The organism is [Clostridium] aerotolerans DSM 5434 (assembly GCF_000687555.1).
Taxonomy (GTDB): Bacteria; Bacillota; Clostridia; order Lachnospirales; family Lachnospiraceae; genus Lacrimispora; species Lacrimispora aerotolerans.
The window spans coordinates 92,236-118,449 of sequence record NZ_JHWJ01000009.1; the positions used below are offsets into that span (position 1 = coordinate 92,236).

Consider the following 26,214-nt stretch of genomic DNA (forward strand, 5'->3'; position numbering starts at 1 on the left):
GCGGGAGCTTATGTGTGTTGCAGTACCGGGAAAGATTGTTAAGATCGATGGGGACTATGCAAAGGTCAATGTATTAGAAAATCTGACCGATGTAAATATCAAGCTGGTAGAGGCAGGAGTAGGCGATTATGTGCTCATTCATGCCGGGTGTGCCATAGAGGTTTTAAAAGAGGACGCAGCAAAAGAAATCATTGATTTGTTTCAGGAGCTTCAGGAGGTTTTTGATGATGAAGCTTGAACAGGTGATAAAGGCGCTGAAAGAATATGACGGTGAGCCGGTAAAGATCATGGAGGTCTGTGGAACTCATACAAAAAGCATCTTTCAGCATGGAATCAGGTCCATTATCTCGCCAAACATTCAGCTGATCTCAGGGCCGGGCTGTCCGGTCTGCGTTACCGCACCATCCTACATCGACCGTCTGGTGGAGCTTTCTCTAAAGGAAACGTATTGTGTACTCACCTTTGGAGATATGATGAAGGTAAAGGGCACTCAGATGTCATTAACAGAGGCAAAGGCAATGGGGGCAGAGGTAAAGGTGCTTTATTCTCCCTTAGGAGCCCTGACAGAAGCGGAAAATCATAAGGATACCCAGTATGTATTTGCAGCAGTGGGATTTGAAACCACGACTCCCGTGTACGCTCTGCTGCTTGATGAGATTCAGAAACGAAACATCAAAAACCTGAAATTAGCCACCTCCATTAAGACCATTCTGCCGGCGCTTTCCTTTATCTGTGAAAATGAGACCAGCATCGATGCCTTTTTAAGCCCCGGACATGTCAGTGTCATTACCGGAAGCAGGATTTATGAAGAGCTGGCAGCCGCATATAAAAAGCCTTTTGTGGTGGCTGGTTTTGAGGGAGAGCATATTCTGGCAGCCATCTATGAAATCATGACCCAGTTAAAAGGGAAACGGTATCAGGTCAAAAATCTATATTCCAATGCAGTGACAGAGGAAGGGAATCAGAAGGCAGAGGCACTCATTCACCAGTATTTTGAGCCAACAGATGATGCATGGAGAGGTATCGGGACCATAAAGCAATCGGCTCTTAAGCTGAAAGAGGAATATAAAGAATACGATGCAGGAGGAAGTCAGGAGGAAGTCATAGAAGCGCTTCCGCCAGGCTGTAGATGCACCGATGTGATTCTTGGCCGGATTCAGCCGGTGGACTGCCCCTTGTTTCAGAAGGTGTGCACGCCTTTGCATGCGGTTGGGCCTTGTATGGTCTCTTCTGAAGGGGCTTGTGGAATCTGGTATCAGAATTCGTAAGGAAAGGGGCTTAAGTACATTATGAAGATAGATATGACATATGGAAGCGGAGGAAAGCAGACAGGTGACTTAATCAACCAGGTGTTTTTAAAGCATTTTTCCAATCCGGTCCTGAACCGGTTAGAAGATGCGGCTGTTCTTTCTGTCTCTGGTAAGATTGCCTATACAACGGATTCCTTCGTGGTGACCCCTTTATTCTTTCGAGGGGGCAATATTGGAAAGCTGGCAGTGTGCGGAACTGTCAATGATTTATCCATGATGGGGGCAGTTCCCAAATACCTTACCGCTGGATTTATCATTGAGGAAGGTGCGGAGCTTAAAGACGTGGAGGCCATCGCAGAGACCATGGCACTTGCAGCCCAAGAAGCTGGAGTCAGTATTGTGGCTGGTGATACCAAAGTGGTGGAAGGGAGTGGTGGAATTTATATCAACACCTCTGGAATCGGGGAGATAATAAAGGAGGGCATCACCATATCCGGATGTCAGCCTGGAGATGTCATCATCTTATCCGGCAATCTGGGAGATCATCATGCTGCCATTTTATCGGAACGGATGGGAATTGAAAATGAGATTGTCAGTGACTGCGCCCCCCTTTGCACCATTGTGGCAAATTTGTTCGAGGCCGGTATCGACGTCCGTTGTATGAGAGATGTGACGAGAGGCGGACTTGCTACGGTGTTAAATGAAGCCGCAGACCAGTCGGGATGCAGCGTAGAGTTGTTAGAGGAAGCGATACCTGTCAGCAGGGAGGTAAAGGGCTTTTGTGATATTCTGGGGCTTGACCCTCTCTATATGGCAAATGAAGGGAAGATGATAGCCGTGGTACCAGAAGGACAGGCCGAAGAAGCCTTAAAGGCAGTGAAAAAAAGTCCTTATGGGACGAACGCCAAAATCATTGGGACCATCATGGAAGGAAAGGGAGTCCGGATGAAAACGAAGCTTATGGGCAGCAGGACCATTGACGTTTTATATGGAGAAGGCCTTCCAAGAATCTGCTGAAAAAACAGGATAAATTTTAATAATATGTAGCATCCACCTGAAAAATGAATATATTTATTATAGTTGAGTAGGAAAGGAAATGCTTACATGGCTATTAAAATATTTATTGATCAGGGGCATAATCCAAGCGGGTCCTTTAACAGCGGCGCAGAAGCCAATGGGCTTTATGAGTCGGAAATTAACTATCAGGTAGGGATTTATCTTCAGAACTTATTAGAGAGTGATCCCAGGTTTGAAGTCCGGGTATCAAGACCGGAGCCTGACACTGTTTTAGGAACCAACAATACTACCAGTCTGGCCGCGAGAGTAGCCCTTGCCAACAGCTGGCCGGCAGATTATTTCATCAGCATACATTGCAATTCAAATCCAAACCCAGCCATTAATGGTACCGAGATATACATCTATCAGTACTTTACCCAGGCACAATGGCTGGCAGAGCAAATTATGTCAGGAATTACCCAGACGGTGGGAACAAGAAACAACGGAATCCGGGAAAATCCCTCTCTGTATGTTTTAAGGAATGCAAACATGCCTGCAAATCTGATAGAGCTTGGATATTTAACCAATCCGTCAGATGCCGAAAAATTCAGAAATGATTTATATGGATTTGCTTACGGAATCTATCTTGGACTGTTAAGATACTTTGGATTTATATAAATCGGACCGCCTGGACTTTTCAATCCCTTCCATGGTATAATGAAGAATAATACTAGATTAGAGAAAAGATTTGAGGGAAAAGGATATGGCGTTGTTTTCCAATCAGGTACTGAGCCAGTTTGGCGAACTGGATTATGAAGTATATAACTTCATATTAAAGAACAGTGATAAGATTCCTTATATGACCATTAGGGAGGTGGCAAAGGAGGCCCATGTGTCAACTACCACCATAACCCGTTTTTGCAGGAAAGTACAATGCAGCGGTTTTTCGGAATTCAAGGTGCGTTTCAAGATGGAAAAGGAGAAAAAAACGGCAGCCAGCAAAACATACGACCACAGCTCAGTCTTTGAATTTTTTGAGAGAGTGGAGACAGAAAGCTTTCAAAAGCAGCTGGAGGCCATAGCTGAAGTCATTGCCGGAAAGAAGCAGATCATATTTCTTGGAACCGGTAATTCCGGCATCATGGCAGAGTATGCAAGCCGTTATTTCTGTGATATCGGTATTTTTTCCACGGGCATTAATTCTCCTATGTTTCCCATTAATTTAGAGTTCCCGGAAGAAAGTATCATTATCATTCTCTCTGTAGAGGGAGAGACCGAAATACTCGTTGATAATTCTTCAAAGTTAAAGGAAAGCAGCAGTACCGTTGTCTCCATTACCAACAGCAAAAACAGCACCCTTGCCAAGATTTCAGATTATAACATATCGTATTATATACAACGGGAGTTAAATGCCGTGGAAAAGATGAAGGTGGATATCACCTCTCAGATTCCGGCCGTGTACATTGTAGAGTCTTTAGCCAGACTCACTGTGCAAAGAAAACAGGGATAAAACACCCTGTTTTTTTTGTGGTACAATTGCCAAGAAGATCCCCCTTGTTACCAAATAGGCTTCCGGTATTTCCATGGCTCCCTTTTTCTAGTATGATCGTATCATAGAGAAAAAGAAGGAGGAAGATTTATGAAAGGAAAGATCAAAATTGTTACCATTGGAGGGGGCTCCAGCTATACTCCGGAGCTTATCGAGGGTTTTATAAAAAGAAAAGACCAGCTCCCCATCGGCGAAATCTGGCTTGTGGATATTGAGGAAGGAAAAGAAAAGCTTGATATTGTAGGAAATCTGGCAAAGCGAATGATAAAGAAAGCAGGACTTGACTGGGAGGTTCATTTGACCTTAGACCGGAGAGAGGCCCTAAAGGATGCAGATTTCGTTTCCACCCAGTTTCGGGTTGGTCTTTTAGATGCCAGGATCAAGGATGAGAGGATTCCACTGTCCCATGGCGTCATCGGCCAGGAGACCAATGGAGCAGGCGGCATGTTTAAGGCATTTCGTACCATTCCTGTGATTCTTGATATCGTAGAGGATATGAAGGAGCTTTGCCCCAATGCATGGCTTGTAAACTTCACCAATCCTTCCGGCATGGTGACAGAGGCTGTTATCCGCTACGGAAAATGGGATAAGGTGGTAGGCCTTTGTAACGTTCCTATTATGTGCCGGAAGATAGCTGCGGGATCCCTTCAGACAGAGGAAGAGGATTTGTTCTTCCGTTTTGGCGGACTCAATCATTTTCACTGGCACCGGGTATGGAATAAAGATGGGGAAGAAAAGACAGCAGAAGTCATTGAAAAGGTTTACGCCACAGAGGGGGGACTTAAAAAGGCAATGCAGGGGCTTAAAAGCTCCGGTGTGCAGAACATTCCAAGCATTAACTTTCTGGCAGGCCAGATCAGAAATTTAGGAATCATTCCCTGCATGTATCACCGGTATTATTATATTACCGATGACATGCTAAAGGAAGAGCTGGAGTCCTATGAAAAGGGTGAGACCAGAGCAGAGCTGGTGAAAAAAACGGAAGCCGAATTATTCGAACTGTATAAAGATCCGGAGCTTAATGTAAAGCCGCCTCAGCTTGAGAAACGGGGAGGAGCTTTTTATTCCGATGCTGCCTGTGAACTCATCTCTTCCATATATAATGATAAAAAGACCCATATGGTGGTCAGCACGAGAAATAACGGTGCAATCACAGACCTGCCTGATGATGTAGTAGTGGAGGTAAGCAGTATCATTACAGCTCACGGCCCCGTGCCCATTTCCTGGGGAAGCTTTGATGCTTCCAGCAAAGGTCTGTTGCAGCTGATGAAGGATATGGAGCTGACTACTATAAAAGCAGCTGTAACAGGAGATTATGATACGGCTCTTCAGGCATTTACCTTAAATCCACTGGTTCCAAGCGGAACCATCGCCCAGACCATTCTTGATGAGCTGTTGGTGGCTCATAAAAAGCATCTGCCTCAGTTTAAGGAAAAGATAGAAGCTCTGGAGGCAAAATAGATTCAATATACCGGTCGTTATCGATCGTGAGAGAGGACAAAGGAGCGTTTTAGCATAATAAGACGCTCCAATTGCTTTAGGATATAGAATAAGATGGCTCTTGCCTCAAATTCTTCCCGGCTGACAGGCAGCTCATGCTGCTTTAAATCAGAAAGCAGAAGGTTTAAATCCTGTAAAAGTCCTTCCCCTGTATTGTATCTGTGGTAATTCTGTTCAATGTTCCGAAGGAGTTTTGCCACCTCTTCTCCCTGACGGGGAATCAGAGATATGTTTTTAATATTTTCATAGATTCCTTCTAAAACGATGCTTTGCTGCTGACGCATCTCGATGTAATCTATCTCATAGGTGTCCTTTTTCCAGATGGCATTGTTATAATTGTTAAATGCACAGGTTCTGGCCAGCTCGATCTTTTCTCTTAGAATGGCAATGCAGCTTAAATCAAACCCGCTTTTATCTTCAATAAGAAGAAGCTGAGCCATATGGTTTAAGATGGCTTTGGCCTTTTTGTCCACTTCATCGGAGAGCTTTTGAAACTCATTCCCCCGCTTTCTTAAGTGGAGGTTTACAATGACTCCTACTGTGGTGCCGATGAAAAAGAGGGCGGCTTCGTTGCCGATGAGCTGGAGAGACATGGATTTTTCCGTTAGAAAATGAGTAATCAGAACGGAATCCATGGCAATGGCTTCTCCCCAGCCTGCATACAGGCAAAGAAGAGAGAACAAAAGAAGATAAAGGGCAAAGCCAGGGAGGGTAAAGCCAAGAAAGTAGAATACAATGCCAGAAAGAAGCAGAGCGCCCAGGAAAGCAAAGGTCCTGTTTCCAGCACTTTTAAAGGTCTCCCGTTTTGTATTTTGTATACTTAATACGGTAATAATTCCAGCCGTGGCAGAAAATTTGAGGCCAAGCTCTGCGGCAATGGCAATGGCTAAAACAGCGGCCAAGGCAATTTTTATACTTTTAATAATATTTTCGTGTTTCATAGGATTTGCCTCTTTGTTTTGATTTTTTCCTATCATATCATATTTGCTTTCTATTTTATACCCATAAAACATCCAAACTATAGGGAGAATATGTTGACAAGCTGGTGAAAAATGTGTATGTTATCCCTGATAAGGGTAAGTAGAAGGCTCATAAAAAGGAGAAAAGCGATGGAAAGAAGAATCACAGGAAAAACAGGATTAATGGGACTCATCGGCTCACCGGTGGGACACTCCGGTTCCCCGGCTATGTACAATTACAGTTTTGAGAAATTAGGACTTGATTATGCCTATCTTGCTTTTGATATTAAGGTAGATGGTGTGGAAAAAGCAGTGGAAGCCATAAAAACCTTAAAGATGAGAGGCTGCAATGTGACCATGCCCTGTAAGAGCGAGGCGGTCAAGTACATGGATGAGCTGTCACCAGCCGCCAGAATCATCGGCGCGGTCAACACCATTGTTAATGAAGACGGAAAACTCATTGGACATATCACCGATGGACAGGGCTTTGTAGACAGCCTTCGGGATCATGGAATCGACATAACTGGAAAGAAGATTACTGTCTGCGGAGGCGGCGGTGCAGCCACTGCCATTCAGGTACAGTGTGCACTGGAAGGTGCCAGAGAGATATCCATTTTTAATATTAAGGATGACTTCTTTGAACGAACGGTCATGACCGCTGAAAGAATCAAAGAAGAAAAGCCTGGCTGTATCGTAAACGTGTTCGATATTGCGGATCAGGAAAAGATGAAGGAAGAGATGGATTCCAGTGATATCTTTACCAATGCCACGATTGTTGGCATGAAGCCAATGGATGGAGAAAGTGTGGTAAAGGATCCTGCCATGTTCCATGAGGGACTTGTGGTGGTGGATGCCGTTTATAATCCTAAGGAGACCAGAATGCTTAAGGAAGCTAAGGAAGCAGGCTGTATCTGCATCAATGGACAGGGGATGCTTTTATGGCAGGGAGCCGCCGCATTTAAGCTATATACCGGCCAGGAGATGCCAGTAGAAGAAGTAAAGACTTTGTTTTTTAACTAGCTGGTCAAAACTCCTTTCGTGAGAGTTTGACAGGCAGCTTAAAATAATCATGAGTAAGGAAAGGATTGATAAAATGAGAAACGATTTTTTATGGGGCGGTGCTACCGCTGCCAACCAGTGTGAGGGTGGTTATAACGAGGGAAACAGAGGTCTTGGAACTGTAGATGTGATACCATGGGGAGAAAACCGCTTCCCGGTCATGCTTGGAGATATGGATTATAAGAGCCTTCCAAACGATTCTTTTTTCCCTGGAAGAGAAGCCATTGATATGTATCATACTTATAAGGAAGATATTGCTCTTTTCGCTGAAATGGGTTTTAAATGTTACCGGTTCTCCTTTTCCTGGTCCAGAATCTTCCCAACAGGAGAAGAGGAAAGACCCAATGAAGAGGGACTTAAGTTCTATGAGGATTTCATTGATGAGCTGTTAAAATATAACATTGAGCCTGTGGTCACCATCTGCCATTTCGATGTTCCACTGGCTTTGGTGGAAAAGTACGGATCCTGGAAAAACAGAAAGCTCATTGACTGCTACGTGGCTTACTGCGATGCCATTTTCCGTCGTTTTAAAAACAAGGTCAAATACTGGATCACCTTTAATGAGATCAATATTCTTCTCCATCTGCCATTTATGGGGGCAGGAATCCAGTTTAAGGAGGGCGAGAATAAGACTCAGGTAAAATACCAGGCAGCACACAATGAGCTGGTGGCTTCCGCCCGTGCAACCAAGCTTGCTCATGAGATCAATCCTGACTTTATGGTGGGCTGCATGCTGGCTGCCGGAAACTTCTATCCATATAGCTGCAGACCAGAGGATGTCTTTGATGCCATGAATAAGGATCGTGACAATTATTTCTTTATTGATATTCAGGCAAGAGGCGAGTACCCGGCCTATGCAAGAAAGATGTTTGAACGGGAAGGAATCGTTCTGGAAACAGAGGAAGAGGACTTTACCATCTTAAAGGAGAATACGGTAGACTATATTACCTTTAGCTACTATTCTTCCCGCTGTACCACAACCGACCCAGAGGTGCTGGGCAAATCCACGGCTGGTAACGTGATGTCCAGCGTGAAAAACCCTTACCTGAAAGCTTCTGAATGGGGCTGGCAGATCGATCCTCTTGGTATCCGGATTACCCTTAATTCTCTTTATGACCGGTATCAGAAGCCTTTATTTATCGTTGAAAACGGTTTGGGTGCCATTGATAAGGTAGAGGCAGACGGAAGCGTCTCTGACGATTACCGAATCGATTATTTAAAGGAGCACATCTTAGCCATGATGGATGCTGTGGATGAGGATGGCGTAGACTTACTGGGCTATACTCCTTGGGGCTGTATTGACTTAGTCAGCGCTTCCACCGGTGAGATGAGCAAGCGGTATGGCTTTATCTACGTGGATAAGGACGATGCAGGAAAGGGCAGCTTAAAGAGGAGCCGGAAAAAATCCTTTGAATGGTATAAAAACGTGATTAAAACCAATGGAGAGGCATTAAAAAACCGGGCTTAGATTATCGCCACCCGGTTTCTTCCATCATTTTTTGCCTGATAGAGGGCAATATCGGAACGGTGCATTAAGGATTCCAGAGTATCTTCTCCGGGACGGTATACCGTCAGGCCTATGCTGATATGAAGGGGGATTTTTTCCTCCCCCTCATGTCGCAGATTGATGTTTTCCACGCTAAAGCGGATGGCATCTGCAGCCTTATGATAATCCTCCTGGCTCTGGGCAAAGATGAGGGCTCCAAATTCCTCGCCTCCGATCCGTCCAAAAAGATCTTTGTGCTTGATCATCTTCTGGCACTGTCTTGCTACAATCTGAATCGCTTTATCTCCCGTAATATGTCCGAAGGAATCATTGATATCCTTAAACCGGTCGATATCGATCATTAAAAAGACTGCTTTTTCTTGCTGTGTGTTCATTTCGGATAATCTTTTTTCTGCATTTTCTATAAAATATCTTCGGTTCATCACCCCTGTAAGCATATCGGTTCTGGCCTGTATCTTTAATTCATCCTCCATCAGCTTGCGGCTTGAGATATCCTCCTGAACCCCAAGATAGCGTATGATATTCCCCTCATTATCCAATATGGGAGTAAGGCTTACGTATTCCCACATGATTTCTCCGTTTTTCTTCCGATTGCGGATTTCCCCGCTCCATTGGTATCCTGAGGTAATGGTCTCCCATAAATTATGATAAAACTTTCTTGACTGGTAGCCGGATTTTAAGATTCTTGGATTTTTTCCAATGACTTCTTCTTCCTGATAGCCTGTCAGCTCCAGAAACTTATTATTCACGTATTCAATCTCTCCGTTGGTCTTTGTAAGCATAAAGGAAACAGGGCTTTGCTCCATAATGGCCTTAAAGGTTTCTTCGCTGGTGTTAAGCTTTTTTGCAAGCTCTTTGCTTTGGGAGATATTTCGTATCACGCTGATGATGAACATGTTCTGTTCCAACTTCATTAAGTTGGCTGAAATGAGGACAGATATCTTTTTTCTTGCTTTTGTCATAATATGTATTTCCACATTTTTGCAATAACCCTGCTTTTGTATCATTTCCATAAATAATTCCCGTTCCCTGGAACATGACCAGAGATTTAATTTCACGGGAGTCTTACCAATGGCTTCTTCCCGGCTATAGCCCGTTTCCTCGGTGAATGTTTCATTGGTCTCAATGATTTCTCCAGTTTCAAATCTGGTAATAAGAACCGTATCCGGTATGGTCTCAAAGATCAATTGAAACTGTTCATTGGCCTGCTTTTTTTCCCAGTGCTCTCGCTGTACTGCCATGATAATGAAGCAATAGGAGCATATGATAATAGCAGCGATGGAGATAAAAAACACAAGGAGCTGGAGCGGGGTAGGAACAAAGACATCACTTGTTTTGTGGAAAAAAGTAATAACAGCCCGGATGACAAAAAATGCTCCAAATGTAAGCTGGACCGCGGAAGCCAGACGGGTAGTCTGACGGACAGAATCTATTTTGTGGTGAAGAAGGATTCCGGCATTGGAAAAAGAGATTCCTGATATAAGCAGGGAAAACAGGATGATACGCCAGCTCACATCATCAATGGCTAAGGTAAAGATAAAAAAGCTGATGAAAAACAGAAGGAATGTGACAAACAGCCATTTTTTTGCAATGGATAGTCCAAGAAATTTTGAAAATCCAACATTTAATGCAATCACTGCAAGAAAGGTAGACAGGTTGGATATCAAGATAGCTGGAGCGTCAGAAATAAAGCTTCCCCGGAGCGCAAAAACAAGGCCGCTGAGCGCAGTAAAGAAGCAACTGGCAAGAAGATAATTCATGCCTGGATAGTTATGTATAATGCGAAATATGAACAGCATAACGATTGCCTGGATTGAACTGATAAAAAAAAGTACAATCGACAAAGTGGCTAAATCAAGAGCCATGAAATCCCTCCTACCATAGATTTATGGAATTATATTAATATGATTTGAACCAAAATGCAACAACTACCCGTTGAAATATGTGGTTTTATTCTCAATTAACTGATTTTTGATGCCTTAGTGATTCTATAAGCGAGTAAATGAAATCTCTGGTTGATAATTTAATGCTTACCGTGTATGATTATAAAAAATTGTAACCATTATTGCCGGGAGATGAAAACCGGTTTTTACAGAGAGGAGAGCAGATATGTTTCGGGAAATAAGAAGAAAAGACAGAGAAATCGGTGAGGAAAGAATATCAGACATATTAAAAAAACAGCAATACGGTATTTTATCAACCGTTGATTCAGAGGGACAACCCTACGGCCTGCCAATCAGCTACGTTTATCATCATGAGGCGATCTACATTCACTGTGCGACAGAAGGACATAAGCTTGATAACCTGTTAAAAAATCCCAGGGTATCTTTTTGTGTGGTAGGAGATACCAATGTAATTCCGGATAAGTTTACCACGGATTATGAAAGCGTCATTGCATTTGGTGAGGCAAGCATGATAACAGGGGAAGAAAAAGAAGAGGCACTTATTGAAATCCTTCATAAATATTCTCCGGATTTTCTGGAAAAGGGAAAGCTTTATATAAAAAATGCAGCAGATAAAACAAAGGTAATGAAGATAAGCATCAGTCACATGACTGGTAAAGCAAGAGGTTAAAAAGCGTTTCTCTTCTTTATATAAGTATCTTTCGCCTGGTCAAATCTTATCTTTTAAACCTTTGTTAAAATATTGACATTTAAAAAATAGAGGAGTATATTTGACATAGCTAAAATATTTACATAAGAAGAGAGGAGTCTACTATGTTAAAGCTGATGAGGTCACCATTAAAGTATGTACAGGGTCAGGGAGCCCTTCTCCATGTCTACGAAGAAACGAAAAATCTGGGGAAGTCCTTCCTGTTTATATGCAGCAACAGCGGTTATAAAAGCTGCCATGAAAAGCTTTTAAAAAGCTTTGAAGGGACGGAGGCCAAAATATATTTTGAGATTTTTGGAGGAATCAGTTCCATTGGTGAAGTAGAAAAGATGCGTGCCATTGTAAAAGAGAAAGGAATTGACTGCGTTGCAGCCGTTGGCGGAGGGTCTGCCATTGATACGGCAAAGGCAACCGCTCATTATGAGAATCTTCCAGTCCTTATCATTCCTACTGTGGTGGCGACCGATGCACCCTGCACCGGCTTGTCAGTGATTTATCATAACGACGGAAGCTTTTCCAACTATATTTTCTATCCAAAGAATCCGGATGCGGTCATTGTGGATTCTGACATCATAGCAAACGCCCCGGCCAAATTCCTTGTGGCAGGAATGGGAGATGCTCTGGGTACTTATTTTGAAGCCAGAGCCTGCGAAAAGGCAAAGGCGCCCAGCCTGGAAAATGGCGGAATCACAAAATCTGCCATGGCTCTTTGCAGGTTATGCTATGACACCTTGCTGGAGGACGGCTACAAGGCCCTTAAGGCTTGTGAAAATAAAGTGGTGACCCCTGCATTGGAGTCGATTATAGAGGCCAACACATATTTAAGCGGCGTGGGTGCAGACAACGGCGGACTTGCTGTTTCTCATTCCGTATACAATGGATTTACCGCTTTACCAGAGTGTGAAAGCACCATGCACGGCAGCGTCGTTGCATTCGGCACCTTAGCACAGCTCATCCTTGAGAACGCCCCAGAAGAAGAATTTTACGAAGTCATGGAATTTTGTGCAAGCGTAGGTCTTCCGGTGACTTTAAAAGAGCTTGGGGTAACGGATAAGGAACGCGTCCATATTGCAGCAGAGAATGCCTGTGCAGAAGGCGAAAGCATACATAACATGATCGGAGATGTAACTCCAGAGCAGTTATACAACGCTCTGATTGTTGCAGATGCTCTGGGACAGGAATATTTGAATCTAAATTAAAATAGTAAGGATATAATAAACAAAAAGCGGTCTTTATGTTGTTTCTGCAACATACTGAGACCGCTTTTTTTGGTACAATTGAGGAATAATTTGTAAAATTATTACCAACAATAATGAGGTATCTTGGTTCAGGCCGATGAATTGCTGCCAGGACCCGAAAAGAGAAAGGAGTTTTGATTATGAAGGCAGAAGTAGATAGAGAAGGATGTATTGAGTGCGGATTATGTGCTTCCACTTGCCCGGAGGTATTCCGTATGGGAGACGATGGACCGGCAGAGGCATACGTGGACGAAGTACCGGAGTCTGTGATAGATTCAGCCATAGAAGCTCAGGATGGTTGTCCGGTAGCAGTAATCAAAGTAGAATAAAACATAAACGCCTCTTTCTGATTAAACTTAAAAAGCATACTCAGACTGGGGCGTTTTCTGAAAAGGAGGAATTCATGTGAGCGAATACATCAACAACCGTGAGATGAGACAGAAAGCCATTAAGGATATTATAAAGAAGCTGCATGAAGGAAAGACGGTAGAGGAAGTAAAGGCCACCTTTGAAGAAGCATTCCATGGTGTTTCTGCTTCTGAAATCTCTGTAGCGGAATCGGCACTGATTGCTGAGGGCCTTCCCTTGGAAGAGGTACAAAGGCTATGCGATGTTCATGCCGCTGTTTTTAAAGGCTCCATTGAGGAAATCCATCAGGAAACCGACCCGGCTCTGATACCCGGCCATCCGGTGAATACCCTGGTGAGGGAAAACAAAAAGATCAATCATATTATGGATAAGGAAATTCGTCCCTATCTGTCCCTGACCATGCTAGATGATAAGGACTCCTTCCAAAGCCTGCTTAATGGGATGGAGCAGCTTAAGGATTTAGCCATTCATTATCAGAAAAAAGAAAATCTTCTTTTTCCTTACATGGAAAAGTACGGAATCACAGCGCCCCCAAAGGTAATGTGGGGAGTGGATGATGAGATCAGAGCTCAGGTCAAGGAAGTAACGGACATGCTTCTTAACAGAGCGGAGAAGAATGAGACTCTTTTAAAAAAGACAGAGGAAGTCCTTGATAAGATTGGGGAAATGATATTTAAAGAAGAAAATATCATGATTCCCATGCTTTTAGAACAGCTCACAGAAGAGGAATGGAAGGTAATCGCGGACGAGAGCCTGGAAATCGGATTTATCATTGACCATGTTCCAGCCTATCAGCCAGGAGAGGCAGCCCAGAAGAAGGCAGAGGAAGAAAAGAAAGAGGAACCGGAGGTGGTATCTGGGCTTATAAAGCTTCCGTCTGGAGAATGGACTCCTGAGGAACTGACAGCGACCTTAAATACCCTTCCCTTTGATTTGACCTTTGTGGATAAAAATGACCAGGTGAAATATTTTTCAGAAGGAAAAGAACGGGCCTTCCCACGGACCAGGACCATTCTTGGAAGAAATGTTTCCAACTGTCATCCTCCGTCAAGCGTCCACATCGTGGAGAAGATTGTAGAGGATTTTAAAAATGGTGTGAAAGACCATGAGGACTTCTGGATCAAAATGGCTGGAAAATACGTATTGATCCGCTATTTTGCGGTAAGAAACGAACAAGGGGAGTACCTTGGTGTATTAGAACTGACTCAGGATATTAAGCCCATTCAGGAAATTGAAGGGGAGAAACGGCTGATGTCTGAATAAAGGCATTACAGATAAAAAGGTGACATTTGTCATGGGATCATGACAAATGTCACCTTTTTTTCCTTTAAATCCATGACAATAGACAGTACCTATAAAAAATCTCAGTTGATACAATGAAAGAGTCAAAAAGAGATTTGGAGGAAAAGAATATGAAGTATGTGGTGCTGGTCAGTCATGGCACATTTGCTCCTGGACTTCACAGCGTTTTAAAGATGCTGGCTGGAGGAGAGAGAAGCGATATTATTAGCGCCAGCATGGAAGACGGTATGGGAGCAGGTGATTTTGTAAGTAGGTTTGAAGAAGCCACAAAGACCATAACTAAAAAGGATGAGATCATTCTTTTGGCAGATATCATCGGAGGCTCGCCTCTGACCAATGCCCTGGATTCGTTGTCACAAAGAGGTCTTTTGACAAAGACCATTGCATTTGGCGGAATGAATCTCTCCATGGCTTTAACTGCAGTTTTCATGAAGGATGGAATGGAACGGGATGAGTTTCGAAACAGCCTTCTCACAGAGTCTAAGAATTCCATTGGGGAGATGGAATTAAAAGAAGATGATTCCGAAGAAGACATTTAATTTAACCCAAAAGCAAGTAAAAGAGAAAAGGAGGATTATAACATGTCAGTATCATTTGTAAGAGTGGATGACCGCATGATTCACGGGCAGACCTGTACCAGATGGGCGCTTGAATACCCATGCGACGGCCTGATCGCAGTCAATGATTTAGCTGCCGCTAATCCGGTACTAAAGGCAGCGTATAAAAGTGCATCAGGAAAAAAGACCTTTGTCTGGACCATGGAGGAGTGGAAAGAGAAATGCCAGAAGGTGCTAGACAGCAAGGACCGGTATTTTCTCATCACCAAGAATCCAGTGGACATGAAAAAGATTCTGGTGGACCAGGGCTTTGACCCGGGGCTAAAGACCGTTATCATCGGTCCTTGCAATGACAGACCGGGTTCCATAAAGCTTGGAAATAACCAGTCCATTGTCCAGGAAGAGGCAGAGGCTCTGGAGGATATCATGAAGGCCGGATATCGTGTTGAATTTGCTCTTTTAAAAGAAGAGGCCATTGGTAACTGGACTAAATTCCGGGGACAGTTTGGATTTCAATAAGGAAGTAACATGAATGAGGGGAAAGGTGGAAATATAAGATGCAGATTAATTTATTTCAGGCAGTTTTATTGGGGATATGTGCCTGTCTTGCCAGTATGCCGGGGCTTGGCGGTACGACCTTTGGTAACTACACCTTAGGACGTCCTTTGGTGGCAGGTCTGATTGTAGGCCTGATTTTGGGAGATATGCGCTCTGGTATCATCGTAGGAGCGGCGATCCAGATTATTTACATAGCCCTGGTGACTCCAGGCGGTACCGTATCCGCTGATGTGCGGGCAATCAGCTATATCGGTATTCCACTGGCTGTAGTGGCGATTAAAGGCATGGGGCTTGACCCGGCGAGCAAGGCGGCTCAGGACATGGCGGCTACCTTGGGAGCAGCGGTAGGAACTCTGGGAACCGTGTTGTTTTACGGAACAGCGACCATAAATCTGGTTTGGCAGCATATGGGCTGGAAGGCAGTGGAAAAGGGAGATTTTAAAAAGCTTTATCTGGTGGACATGGGGCTTCCCTGGATTTCCCATCTCATTTGTTCCTTTCTGCCAACGGTAATCATCACCATGGCAGGCGCAGGAATGGTAGACTTAATGAAACAGTATCTTCCCATGGACGGAATCGCCATGAAGACTCTGTTTACCGTAGGAAGTCTGCTTCCGGCGGTGGGTGTTGCCATTCTTTTAAAGCAGGTCATCAATAAGGCAACGGATTTCCTTACGTTCTTCTTTGGATTTATCCTTGCGTCGACCATGGGAGTAAATTTAATTGGAGCAGCCCTCATTGGAGGATTCTTTGCGGTCATCAATTATAAGATTCAGATGCTTAAGGTACGTCCGGCATCAGAGGCAGCTTTCGAGGAGGATATATAAGATGAAAAAATTATCAAAGAAAACCCTGAATAAGTCTTTCATATCCTGGTTCTATGGCCATTTGACCTGTTTTTCCCAGGAGCATATGCAGACCTTTGGCTATCTTTGTGCCATGCTGCCTGTAGTAGAAGAGCTTTATGATACAAAAGAAGAGCAAAAGGAAGCCATGCAGACCTACACTGCCTTCTTTAATACAGAACCCCAGATCGGTACTCTCGTAGTGGGAATTACCGCAGGTCTTGAAGAGGCGAAGGCCAACGGGGAGCCGGTAGACGGAGAGACCATCAACGGCATCCGCGCAGGACTGATGGGACCATTGGCCGGAATCGGAGATTCTCTGATTGTAGGAACCTTAATTCCCATACTTCTGGGCATTGGTCTGGGGCTTTCCGGCAATGGCTCTCCTATGGGTGCTATTTTCTATATCATCGTGTGGAATGTTCTCATGTTCTTTGGCATGAAGTTTGCTTATTCCAAAGGCTATGAAATGGGTGGAAAGGCCGTGGAGCTTTTGGTTGGTGAGCAGGCTCAGGCAATCCGTGATTCCATCATTTTAGTGGGCACGGTGGTGATAGGAGCCGTAGCAGCCAGCTGGATCAACATTACCACAGCACTTCCTTTGCCAGGAGGCCAGACACTGCAGCAGGCTCTCGATGGAGTACATCCAAAACTGTTATCTGCGCTGACGGTTGCGTTCTGCTGGTGGCTGATGACCAAAAAGAAGATGTCTCCTTCTCTTGTAATGCTGCTTTTGGTAGTTGTGGCTTTCGTCGGAGTATTAGTTGGATTCTTTAACCCTGGATTGTCTTATTAAGACGAGTCAGACAGAACGAATCCTTCAAAAGCCGGTATCCAACATGGGGAGATGAGGGACCGGATAATTAAATAGATTCGATGCAGGGAGACACGGAAGCTGGTGTCTCCCTAAAGGGCATCTATGACAAAAATATCTTTGCAAATATAGAGTCAGGTGTTAAGATTACATCAAGAAAGGGGGAAAGCATCCATGGTAAGAAAACAGGCAGGAAAGATTATTTTACTGGTGCTTTTTGCAGCCTTTGCAGGCGTTCTGTTCTTTTTTGCGGCAAACAAAGGCATGATGGCTGTAAAAAAAGAAGGAGGCCGCAGATTTGGTGCTACCTACATGACCATGAACAATCCCTTTTACGAGATCATAGATGATGAAATCCGCAGTGTATTAGAATCCAGAGGAGATATTCTGATTACCAGAGATCCGGCACTCAGCGTGGACAAGCAGATCGCCCAGATAAAGGAGTTTACTGACGCGAAGGTGGAAGCCATATTCATCAATCCAGTGGACTGGAAAGCGGTAGGTCCGGCCCTTTCTAAAGCGGCGGATCAGGGAATCCCTATTATCGTTGTGGACAGCGACGTATATGATAAGGACAAGGTGGCCTGCACCGTGGTATCTGATAATTATCAGGCAGGTGTTCTATGTGCGAAGGACCTCATGTCCCAGATGGCTGGAGGGAATATTCTGCTTCTCACCCACAAAGGAGCGAAATCCGGTATGGACCGGATTCAGGGCTTTCGGGATACCGTGGCAAAAGAGGACTCCTTTCATATTCTGGCGGAAGGGGAGTGCCTTGGACAGCTTGAGCTTGCAATGCCTGTGACAGAAGCACTCTTAAAAAAGTATCCTCAGACCAATGTGGTGATGTGCCTTAATGATCCGGCAGCCATGGGTGCTATGGCAGCTCTTGAGGATGCGGGGATGACAGGAAAGGCGGCTGTTTACGGCGTGGACGGCTCTCCAGACGGCAAAGCCTTGATTGAAGAAGGAATTATGACAGCGACTGCGGCTCAGTTTCCAAGGCGGCTGGGAAGAGAAGCAGCGGAAAGTATGTATCGTGTAATAAACGGAGAAAAGGTAGAGCCAGTGATAAAAATACCGACAGAACTCATTACCATTAAAAATCTGAAAAATTACGGTAGCAGCGGCTGGCAGTAAAGCGTGATAGGAGTGTGCACATAATGAGCAGGGAAAATGTCATTGCAAAGCTTCAAATTGGAATATACCTCCTTAATTTTGCAGCCGTATGCCTTGTGGCGGGAATCATGACCTACAGCTTAAAGGAGATTGTAGCGGTCATGGATGCCAAAAGCTTTTTAAAGGCGGTACAGGTTAGGCCCTGGAGGCCAGATACCATTCTTTTTACTTCCGTTGTCTGTTATCTTTTCCTTGTAGTGCTAAGCGGAGTCAGCCAGCTGTGGGAAGATAAGGGGAAATTGGTCCGTTCTTTCCTTATGATAGGGGAAATTGGTTTTTGTATTGGGACGACCTTAGCCCTTAACATGAATTATGACGGCCTGGTGCTTTTGGTAGTCGCTGACATGATCCGGGGGCAAAAAGGAGGAAAGCAGAAGCTCATACTTCTTGTGGCAGTCACCGGTCTTTATACAATTACGGATTATAATCTTCTGGGGCGGTATTTTGGCATGGTCCCCTGGGATTCTTTCATCTCATATTTCAGCATCAGCACTCAGGCACTCCTAAGGGGGACCAGGAGTATATTCGTGTCCATGAATCTGGTCTTATTTATCCTTTATATGGTGCTTTTGATTCAGGGAGAGCACCGGGAAAAAGAAAGAATCCGGTTTCTAAATGAACAGCTGGAAGCAGCCAACATAAAGATGAAGGCTTATGCTGCGGAAGCAGAGAAAAATGCGGAGACCAGAGAGAGGAACCGGCTGGCCAGAGAAATCCATGACACCCTGGGACACGTTCTCACAGGAATCATAGCAGGCATTGATGCCTGTATTACCCTGATCGATATTTCACCAGAAGAAACAAAGAACCGTCTTGTTAAAATCGGAGACGTGACCAGACAGGGAATCACCGATGTGCGTCGCTCCGTAAAAAAGCTTCGCCCGGATGTTCTGGAAAAGATGGAGCTTGAAAAGGCTTTGACTCAGATGCTTCAGGATGTAAGCCATAATACAAAGGCAGAAATCACATTTGACAATCAGGTAAGGCCCCTTAAATTTCATGAAGACGAAGAGGAGGCAATATACCGGGTAATACAGGAAGCCACCACCAATTCCATTCGTCATGGCCATGGGGAAAGAATTATGATATCCATTGAAAAAAAGGAAAAGTGGGTGACCATAACCGTTAAAGATGACGGTAAAGGCTGCGATTACGTGGAACAGGGCTTTGGACTCAGGCACATGGAGGAACGGCTTAAATTTCTGGGAGGATATCTGGAATATGAGGGACATAACGGATTTCTTATAACAGCAAGAATTCCAATCAGATGGGGAGAGGAGTATGATTCATAAATGAGCGGAAAAATTAAAATAGTCATAGCAGATGACCAGGAGCTAATCCGGGACAGTTTAAAAATCGTACTTTCAGCCAATCCGGATATGGAAGTCATTGATACAGTGGCAGACGGCAGGGAAGTCATCTGTTCCGTGAGGAATGCAAAACCGGATATTATTCTGATGGATGTCAGGATGCCCGGTATGGATGGGGTTTCCTGTTCTCAGATCATAAAGGAAAACTACCCACAGATTAAGCTTATAATCCTCACTACCTTTGATGATGATGAGTACGTCTATAACGCCCTCAAATATGGCGCCAGCGGATACTTATTAAAAGGCGTCTCCATGGCAGAGCTGTCTGCAGCCATTCGGACGGTACACAGCGGCAAGGCCATGATCAATCCGGATATTGCGGCAAAGGTGGTCCGCCTGTTTTCCCAGATGGCAAAAAGCAATTATGCCATTAATGTATCCAAAGGCAATGTGGGTGAGATCAGCCGTTCCGAGTGGAAGATCATTCAGCAGGTGGGGTACGGCAAGTCCAACAAAGAGATCGCTCTTAACTTAAATCTGTCCGAAGGCACGGTTCGCAATGGCTTAAGCTCTATTTTAAGCAAGCTGGATTTGAGAGATAGGACACAGCTTGCCATATGGGCGGTCCAGACTGGAGTCACTACACGAAATCTGGAGGAGTGTTAAGGAGACTGAGAATGAGGAGAGACAGAAAAATGGGAAAGAAGCAGTTTGCCGCCAGGCTTGCAATTATTGGGGCTGCAGCGATTCTCCTTTTAATTGCAGCTGTTTACTTAAACCGGAGGAGGCAGTCAGGAGAAGATGAAATCCTGCGCTTTGGAATGTTTGCAGGAAGCTATTGGGACGTTCCAAACGGAAACTGCTATGAAATCATAGACGATGCCATTGCACGGTTTGAAAAAGCCCACCCAGGGGTTAAGGTGGAGTATGTCAGCGGCATATTAAAAGAGGATTATTCGGAATGGCTGGCAGAACAGGTGCTTCTGGGAAAGGAGCCTGATGTATTCTTGATTCCGGCAGGTGAGCTTGCTACCCTTGCCTCTTCCCGCATATTAAAAAACTTAAACGGAGTGATCCAAAAGGACAAAGACTTTCATAAAGAATCCTATTATCAGGCTGCCTACCGGTATGGGAACTGGAAGCAAAAGCAATATGCCCTTCCATATGAAAGCGTCACCACATTGATGTTTGTAAATAAGACCTTGCTAAATAATGAAGGAATCGCCATGCCGGGAAATACCTGGAGCTGGAATGACTTCCTCACCATATGCCGGCAGGTCACAAAGGATACGGACCACAATGGAATCACAGACCAATTCGGCTACTATGGATACAGCTGGCAGGATGCAGCATATTCCAATGGACTTTCCCTTTTTAATGAAGATGGAACGGCCTCATATTTTGGAGATGAGCGGATGGAGGCGGCCTTAAGATTTGTAAAGGAACTGGAAGAGATCAATCAGGGGTATACGGTGACCGCAAAAGACTTTGATAAGGGCAAGGTGGCATTCCGGCCTCTTGCATTTTCCGAGTACAGAACCTATAAGCCGTATCCCTGGAGAATCAAGAAGTATTCAGATTTTGAATGGGACTGCGTAAAAATGCCGTCCGGGCCTTCAGGAGGAAGCCGGACGGAGTTAAACACCCTTCTTATGGGAATCAGCAGCCGTACCAACCATGAGACCATGGCATGGGAATTTATGAAGACATTATGTTATGAAGAAGATACCCAGCTTGCACTGCTTCAGCAGTCTCAGGGCATGCCGGTAATCCGCAAGGTAACGGAATCCCCTCAGTTTCAGGCCCTGTTAAAAAGTGAAGCACCGGGAAGGAATGCTGCCGTTGATATGAATATCATAGGTCAGGTCATGGAAGAAGCAGTGGAAATGCCGAATTTCAGGCTCTATCCATCGGCAATGACCATGGCGGACGGAGAAATCAGCCGTATGTTAAAAGGAGAGGCCTCCATGGACAGCGGCCTGTTAAAGCTTCAGCGAGAGATAAATGCGTTATTAAAAGAATAGGAGTATAAGTAATGCTTTTAAACCAGACAAATACGAAAGACTTAAGCTACAAAGCCATTTTCAGCGACATTGACGGCACTCTCTTAAACAGCAGACATCAGGTTCCTCCTGATACAGGCAGAGAAATCATAAGACTGGAAGGACTGGGAGTTCCCTTTGTGCTGGTATCAGCCCGGATGCCGGATGCAATGCTTCCCATTAAGGAGGAAATCGGCATCAGCAGTCCCATGATATGCTACAGCGGAGCTTTGGTCGTAGGAGAAAATGGAGAATATCTATACAGCTGTCAGGTTGACCTTTCAGAGGCGTTGAAAATCAAAGCCATGCTGAAAAAAGATCATCCAATGATAAGCTGCAACACATATGGAGGAAGCAAATGGGTGGTGGACGATGACCAGAGTTCATGGATAAAAAGAGAGGAAACCATTACCGGATTAAAAGCCAGTGTGGGAAAGATTGAATGCGAATTTAAAAAGGAACAGGGAATCCACAAGTTTCTTCTTATGGGAAATGAAGACGAAATTCTTTCAGTAGAGAACCGTTTAAAGCAGGAATATCCTCATTTATCTGCGGCAAGATCCAATGCTTGTTACCTGGAAGTTATGAATGGAGCAGTAATGAAATCAAAAGGAGTGGAATTTCTTTGCAATTACTATGGGATATCCATGGACCAGGTCCTTGCATTTGGTGATGGCCATAATGATATTGATATGCTAAAAGCTGTAAAAGCCAGCTATGCCATGGGAAATGCGCCTATAGAGGTTCGGGAGAGTGCTGCCTGGGTGACACTTGATAATGATCATGAAGGATTGCTTGCAGCTTTAAAGGAATGCTTTGGATTTGATTGAAAGGGATAAAATAATGAAAGTCCAGGTTTCTGCCCTGGACTTTTGCCATGTTTGTATTGGTATTAGAACTTAATTACCTTTGGATCTCCTGTGAAAGAAAAGATGGAAGCAGTTGCATTTTTAAGATAAAGAACCTCAAAGATTCCGTCATCAGCAGAATACATCTTACTCAGTGAAGCCTTGTTGTCCTCTATCATGGCTGCACGTGCCTCTGTGCGGTCATCTTGGATGGCTTCTGCTTCCAGTCTCAGCCAGGTTCCCTTGCTCATGCAGGAGATTTCGACCTTAGGATTCTTTATCATCTGTTCAAAAACAGGTTTTTTGTTATTGGTAGCAATGTAAAGCTTTCCTTCAAATTCACAGACAGCACCAAAAGGGCGTACTCTTGGCTGGTCCTCCTCATTGGTTGCTAAATAGAAAGTACCGGTTGCTTTTAAGTAATCAAGAACTTCTTTCATCGTTGTTGCTCCTCTCATCTTTTTATGATATAATGTGACTACTAGTTTATTATATAGCATAGAACACAATTGTAAACTACGATATTTTATGATACCTAGTATCAAGGAGGATACTATCATGGCAAAAAAAGATTTATATGGCTTATGTCCTTACGTTACCTCTCAGAAGATTCTTTCTGGTAAATGGTCCATATATTTATTATACTTATTGCAGGAAGGCCCGGTCAGATTCAATGAGCTGCAAAGGAAGATGCCGGAAGATATAACCCATACCACTCTTTCCAGACAGCTTAAGTCCTTAGAAGAGGAGGGTCTCATCATCAGGCGGGAATACTCCCAGATTCCTCCCAGAGTGGAATATTCCTTAAGTGAGATCGGCTTAAAGTTTGAGTCCGTGTTAGAGGCTTTAGGGAATTGGGGAAATGATTATATTGAGTTTGTAGAGCATAAAGATCATTTTATGGAAAAAGATGGAGAAGCCATATGAGAGAACTAAAGGAGATCAACCGCGATTTAGAACTTAACAATCAGAACATTCTGGAGCTGTTACACCAGCATCTAAGCCTTAAGGCGGAAGCAATGAAGGCAAAGATAGCAGGAATGCTTCCGGTTCTGGAAGACCAGCCTGAGCCCGATGGAAAGGTAAGTAATCCGGGATTTAAAGACAGTCCTTATAAGGATGAGCTGCAGGAAATCCTTCATACCATTGAAACCGCTGGAAAACGGGTGGGGAGCAAATGTCTCTTTGACTTTAATATTGCCTTAATTGGTTTTATGGGAGCCGGAAAAAGCACAGTATCCAGATATTTAAAGGATATGCTGGCTATGGAAGAGGTGGATGTGGATGCCATGATCGTGAAGGATCAGAACATGGCCATTAAGGATATCTTTGCAGAGCATGGGGAAGAGTATTTCCGTAAATGTGAAAGTGAGGCCATTATCCGGTTAAAGGATTGTAAACAATCCGTTATTTCCTGCGGAGGCGGAGCCGTAATCCGCGAAGAAAATGTAACAAACTTAAAAAAGATCAGCCGGATTGTACTTTTAACCGCAGATCCGGAGACAATCTTAAGCCGCGTAAGGACAAGCGACGAACGCCCCATTTTAAATGGAAACATGAATGTGGAATTTATAAAGGAGCTGATGGCAAAACGGGCAGATTATTATCGTAAGGCAGCAGACATCATTATAGAGACCGATCATAAGACCATGAACCAGATCTGTGAGGAACTGATTCAAGCCCTGATTCTTCTTAAAGAACAGGAAAAAAAATAAAGCTATTTACATAAAGCATGTATTCTCCCTTATTTTCAGGCAGGCTGCATGCTTTTTTACATAAATATTCTCATCTACACAACTTCTACATATCGTCCTGCTATTCTTTTCATCAGAAATCATAAGGAGGATGGCCATGGGATCTATTGTAAAAACAAGAGTGCTGCGCATTGGCGGCATGACCTGTGTAAGCTGTCAGAATAAGATCGAAAAAAAGCTTAAGAACACGGCAGGGATTATCAGCGCAGAAGTAAGCTACAGCGAAGGAACTGCAAATGTGACGTATGACACGGATATCATTTCTTATAAGACTATTGTAGGTATTATTGAGAATCTGGATTATATGGTGCTTACGGATCAGGATAAAAAGGGAACAGATGTCAGCCGGATTACGGGAATCCTGCTCATCATAGCTGCACTTTATATGGTAATTGAAAATACCGGACTGTTAACCCTTTTGACACCAGGTCAGCTTGCAGATCAGACCATGAGCTATGGAATGCTTTTTGTCATCGGTCTTGTTACGTCGGTCCACTGCGTGGCCATGTGCGGCGGCATAAACTTATCCCAGTGCATTCCTTATACGGCAGGAGATTCTACTGAAAAAGGCCGTTTATCAGCTCTTCGGCCTACCTTTCTTTATAATCTCGGAAGAGTATTGTCCTATACCGTCATCGGTTTTGTGGTAGGAGCGTTAGGGTCTGTATTTACCTTTTCTACCACCCTGCAAGGAATTTTAAAGCTGATCGCCGGTCTTTTCATGGTGATTATGGGAATCAATATGCTTGGAATTTTCCCATGGCTGCGAAAGCTGAATCCCAGAATGCCTGGATTTTTGGCTAAAAGAGTGTATAAAGAGAAAGAAAAAAGCAACAGCCCTCTGTTTGTGGGACTCCTAAATGGCTTTATGCCCTGCGGACCCTTGCAGGCCATGCAGATTTATGCCTTATCCACAGGCAATCCCTTTTCCGGTGCTCTTTCCATGCTTTTATTCAGCCTGGGTACCGTACCATTAATGTTCGGATTAGGTGCGCTTTCAACGGTGCTTGGGAAAAAGTTTGCCGGTAAGATCATGACGGCGGGAGCGGTTCTTGTGGTAGTCCTTGGTTTGTCCATGGTGACTCAGGGCTTTAGCCTGTCTGGGGTATCCGTACCCAACCTGGCGTTTGCTCAGGAAAATGATAACGGGGATGGCCAGGAAAACCAGCCTGCCCAGAAGATAGAAGACGGCGTTCAGATCATTAACAGTACCCTATCCTCCGGCAAATATCCCAATATAAAGGTACAGGCAGGGATTCCTGTCAAATGGATCATCGATGCGCCAAAAGGCAGCATCAATGGCTGCAACAACCGTATGATCATCAGGGATTTCGGCATTGAGCATACCTTTCAGACCGGGGAGAATGTCATAGAATTTACTCCGGAAAAGACAGGAAAGGTCTCCTACAGCTGCTGGATGGGAATGATACGGGGAACCATATCCATTACAGAAGAGGCTCCTGACACTGGAACTATTGGGAATGAGGCAGAAAATCTCCTTGATAAGCCAGTTCCGGCAGGGGTCACGATTCCCACCGATAATGTTGCCATAGGGGAAGAATCCGTAGATGAAAATGGAAATCCCATTCAAAAGATTACCATGGAGCTGACAGATAAAGGCTTTCAGCCAGCTGCCGCAGTGGTAAAGTCTGGTCTTGACGTGGAATGGAATATCATAGACAGCACCACTGGAAATAACTATGGAACGACCATACTTGTGCCTGATTTTGCGACCCAGGTTCCTTTGGAACCGGGAGACAACCGGTTGTATTTCACACCGGCAGGAAGCTTTGATTTTTCCAACGGAGATAATACCTCTTATGGCTATATCAAGGTAGTGGATGATATAAGCAAAATGGATTTAAATGAAATCAAGAAAGAGATAGGGAGCTTTCAGACTCAGATCTGGCCCGATACCACCTTTCAGGGGGCAGGAGGCTCCTGCTGTCAGTAGGCAGATCGTAA

The 26,214-nt window shown here is 44.3% G+C and carries 27 protein-coding genes; 24 read left to right on the forward strand and 3 right to left on the reverse strand.

All coding sequences use genetic code 11. The features are described 5' to 3' along the window. Nucleotides 1–10: 10 nt before the first annotated feature. The 6 genes from T546_RS0113310 to T546_RS0113335 all read left to right on the forward strand — a co-directional run bounded on the left by T546_RS0113310 (nucleotide 11) and on the right by T546_RS0113335 (nucleotide 5,256). A complete protein-coding gene (locus T546_RS0113310) occupies nucleotides 11–238 on the forward strand; it encodes a HypC/HybG/HupF family hydrogenase formation chaperone (RefSeq protein WP_024836445.1) in 228 nt (75 codons plus the stop codon). Continuing rightward, nucleotides 225–1,268: a hydrogenase formation protein HypD gene (gene hypD / locus T546_RS0113315; protein ID WP_026892030.1), complete on the forward strand. Its 1,044-nt coding sequence runs from the start codon at nucleotides 225–227 to the stop codon at nucleotides 1,266–1,268. Before T546_RS0113310 ends, hypD begins: the two co-directional genes overlap by 14 nt. A gap of 21 nt (nucleotides 1,269–1,289) precedes the next feature. After that, a complete protein-coding gene (gene hypE, locus T546_RS0113320) occupies nucleotides 1,290–2,267 on the forward strand; it encodes a hydrogenase expression/formation protein HypE (protein WP_026892031.1) in 978 nt (325 codons plus the stop codon). Between the two features lie 87 nt (nucleotides 2,268–2,354). Further along, on the forward strand, nucleotides 2,355–2,924 hold the full coding sequence (locus tag T546_RS0113325; RefSeq protein ID WP_026892032.1) for an N-acetylmuramoyl-L-alanine amidase family protein: 570 nt from the start codon (nucleotides 2,355–2,357) through the stop codon (nucleotides 2,922–2,924). A gap of 70 nt (nucleotides 2,925–2,994) precedes the next feature. Beyond that, nucleotides 2,995–3,756 (forward strand): MurR/RpiR family transcriptional regulator, encoded by a 762-nt coding sequence (locus tag T546_RS0113330; protein WP_051629831.1) that lies wholly within the window; start codon nucleotides 2,995–2,997, stop codon nucleotides 3,754–3,756. Nucleotides 3,757–3,885: 129 nt separating this feature from the next. After that, a complete protein-coding gene (locus T546_RS0113335; protein WP_026892034.1) occupies nucleotides 3,886–5,256 on the forward strand; it encodes a 6-phospho-beta-glucosidase in 1,371 nt (456 codons plus the stop codon). A gap of 17 nt (nucleotides 5,257–5,273) precedes the next feature. Here the strand turns inward: T546_RS0113335 and T546_RS0113340 are convergent, their stop codons facing one another. Continuing rightward, nucleotides 5,274–6,236 carry an aromatic acid exporter family protein gene (locus T546_RS0113340; protein ID WP_026892035.1) on the reverse strand — a complete coding sequence of 321 codons (963 nt, stop codon included), beginning with the start codon at nucleotides 6,234–6,236 and terminating at the stop codon, nucleotides 5,274–5,276. Nucleotides 6,237–6,404: 168 nt separating this feature from the next. Between T546_RS0113340 and aroE the strand changes: the two genes are divergently transcribed. Then, on the forward strand, nucleotides 6,405–7,274 hold the full coding sequence (gene aroE / locus T546_RS0113345; protein WP_026892036.1) for a shikimate dehydrogenase: 870 nt from the start codon (nucleotides 6,405–6,407) through the stop codon (nucleotides 7,272–7,274). Between the two features lie 73 nt (nucleotides 7,275–7,347). Next, nucleotides 7,348–8,781 carry a 6-phospho-beta-glucosidase gene (locus tag T546_RS0113350; protein WP_034599272.1) on the forward strand — a complete coding sequence of 478 codons (1,434 nt, stop codon included), beginning with the start codon at nucleotides 7,348–7,350 and terminating at the stop codon, nucleotides 8,779–8,781. Here T546_RS0113350 and T546_RS0113355 read toward each other — a convergent pair. Next, a complete protein-coding gene (locus tag T546_RS0113355; protein WP_026892038.1) occupies nucleotides 8,778–10,685 on the reverse strand; it encodes a sensor domain-containing diguanylate cyclase in 1,908 nt (635 codons plus the stop codon). The genes T546_RS0113350 and T546_RS0113355 overlap by 4 nt on opposite strands. 244 nt (nucleotides 10,686–10,929) lie before the next feature. On the opposite strand from T546_RS0113355, the gene T546_RS0113360 reads away from it, so the two are divergent. From T546_RS0113360 to T546_RS0113420, 13 genes are all read left to right on the forward strand, one after another. Continuing rightward, nucleotides 10,930–11,394, forward strand: coding sequence for a pyridoxamine 5'-phosphate oxidase family protein (locus T546_RS0113360; RefSeq protein WP_026892039.1), 465 nt, complete (start codon nucleotides 10,930–10,932; stop codon nucleotides 11,392–11,394). Between the two features lie 143 nt (nucleotides 11,395–11,537). Beyond that, the gene (locus tag T546_RS0113365; RefSeq protein ID WP_026892040.1) at nucleotides 11,538–12,632 is read left to right on the forward strand and encodes a glycerol dehydrogenase; all 1,095 of its coding nucleotides are present in this window, start codon (nucleotides 11,538–11,540) and stop codon (nucleotides 12,630–12,632) included. Between the two features lie 179 nt (nucleotides 12,633–12,811). Continuing rightward, complete coding sequence (locus T546_RS0113370; protein ID WP_024836431.1) at nucleotides 12,812–13,000, forward strand: ferredoxin; 189 nt, start codon at nucleotides 12,812–12,814, stop codon at nucleotides 12,998–13,000. Between the two features lie 76 nt (nucleotides 13,001–13,076). Further along, nucleotides 13,077–14,303 (forward strand): DUF438 domain-containing protein, encoded by a 1,227-nt coding sequence (locus tag T546_RS0113375; protein WP_026892041.1) that lies wholly within the window; start codon nucleotides 13,077–13,079, stop codon nucleotides 14,301–14,303. Between the two features lie 149 nt (nucleotides 14,304–14,452). Next, entirely contained in the window at nucleotides 14,453–14,881 is a 429-nt protein-coding gene (locus tag T546_RS0113380; protein ID WP_026892042.1) for a PTS sugar transporter subunit IIA, read from the forward strand. Nucleotides 14,882–14,923: 42 nt separating this feature from the next. Continuing rightward, entirely contained in the window at nucleotides 14,924–15,418 is a 495-nt protein-coding gene (locus tag T546_RS0113385) for a PTS system mannose/fructose/N-acetylgalactosamine-transporter subunit IIB (protein ID WP_026892043.1), read from the forward strand. A 38-nt stretch (nucleotides 15,419–15,456) separates the two neighbouring features. Continuing rightward, nucleotides 15,457–16,284 carry a PTS mannose/fructose/sorbose/N-acetylgalactosamine transporter subunit IIC gene (locus T546_RS0113390; protein ID WP_026892044.1) on the forward strand — a complete coding sequence of 276 codons (828 nt, stop codon included), beginning with the start codon at nucleotides 15,457–15,459 and terminating at the stop codon, nucleotides 16,282–16,284. 1 nt (nucleotide 16,285) lies between these two features. Then, nucleotides 16,286–17,098, forward strand: a complete 813-nt coding sequence (locus T546_RS0113395) for a PTS system mannose/fructose/sorbose family transporter subunit IID (protein ID WP_034599276.1) — start codon at nucleotides 16,286–16,288, stop codon at nucleotides 17,096–17,098. A gap of 192 nt (nucleotides 17,099–17,290) precedes the next feature. Then, on the forward strand, nucleotides 17,291–18,256 hold the full coding sequence (locus T546_RS0113400; RefSeq protein ID WP_026892046.1) for a sugar ABC transporter substrate-binding protein: 966 nt from the start codon (nucleotides 17,291–17,293) through the stop codon (nucleotides 18,254–18,256). A gap of 23 nt (nucleotides 18,257–18,279) precedes the next feature. After that, complete coding sequence (locus T546_RS25965) at nucleotides 18,280–19,587, forward strand: sensor histidine kinase (protein ID WP_026892047.1); 1,308 nt, start codon at nucleotides 18,280–18,282, stop codon at nucleotides 19,585–19,587. Beyond that, nucleotides 19,588–20,271, forward strand: a complete 684-nt coding sequence (locus T546_RS0113410) for a response regulator transcription factor (protein ID WP_026892048.1) — start codon at nucleotides 19,588–19,590, stop codon at nucleotides 20,269–20,271. Nucleotides 20,272–20,282: 11 nt separating this feature from the next. Next, nucleotides 20,283–21,629, forward strand: coding sequence for an ABC transporter substrate-binding protein (locus T546_RS0113415; RefSeq protein WP_166429821.1), 1,347 nt, complete (start codon nucleotides 20,283–20,285; stop codon nucleotides 21,627–21,629). Nucleotides 21,630–21,640: 11 nt separating this feature from the next. Next, nucleotides 21,641–22,477, forward strand: coding sequence for a Cof-type HAD-IIB family hydrolase (locus T546_RS0113420; RefSeq protein ID WP_026892050.1), 837 nt, complete (start codon nucleotides 21,641–21,643; stop codon nucleotides 22,475–22,477). A 62-nt stretch (nucleotides 22,478–22,539) separates the two neighbouring features. Here T546_RS0113420 and T546_RS0113425 read toward each other — a convergent pair whose 3' ends face one another. Continuing rightward, nucleotides 22,540–22,935, reverse strand: coding sequence for a pyridoxamine 5'-phosphate oxidase family protein (locus T546_RS0113425; RefSeq protein ID WP_026892051.1), 396 nt, complete (start codon nucleotides 22,933–22,935; stop codon nucleotides 22,540–22,542). Between the two features lie 118 nt (nucleotides 22,936–23,053). On the opposite strand from T546_RS0113425, the gene T546_RS0113430 reads away from it, so the two are divergent. The 3 genes from T546_RS0113430 (at nucleotide 23,054) to T546_RS0113440 (ending at nucleotide 26,203) form a co-directional block, all read left to right on the forward strand. After that, complete coding sequence (locus T546_RS0113430; protein ID WP_034599280.1) at nucleotides 23,054–23,422, forward strand: winged helix-turn-helix transcriptional regulator; 369 nt, start codon at nucleotides 23,054–23,056, stop codon at nucleotides 23,420–23,422. Further along, nucleotides 23,419–24,210: a shikimate kinase gene (locus T546_RS0113435; protein ID WP_026892053.1), complete on the forward strand. Its 792-nt coding sequence runs from the start codon at nucleotides 23,419–23,421 to the stop codon at nucleotides 24,208–24,210. The genes T546_RS0113430 and T546_RS0113435 overlap by 4 nt, the downstream gene beginning before the upstream one ends. Before the next feature lie 136 nt (nucleotides 24,211–24,346). Further along, a complete protein-coding gene (locus T546_RS0113440) occupies nucleotides 24,347–26,203 on the forward strand; it encodes an urease accessory protein UreH domain-containing protein (protein WP_026892054.1) in 1,857 nt (618 codons plus the stop codon). Nucleotides 26,204–26,214: the final 11 nt, after the last annotated feature.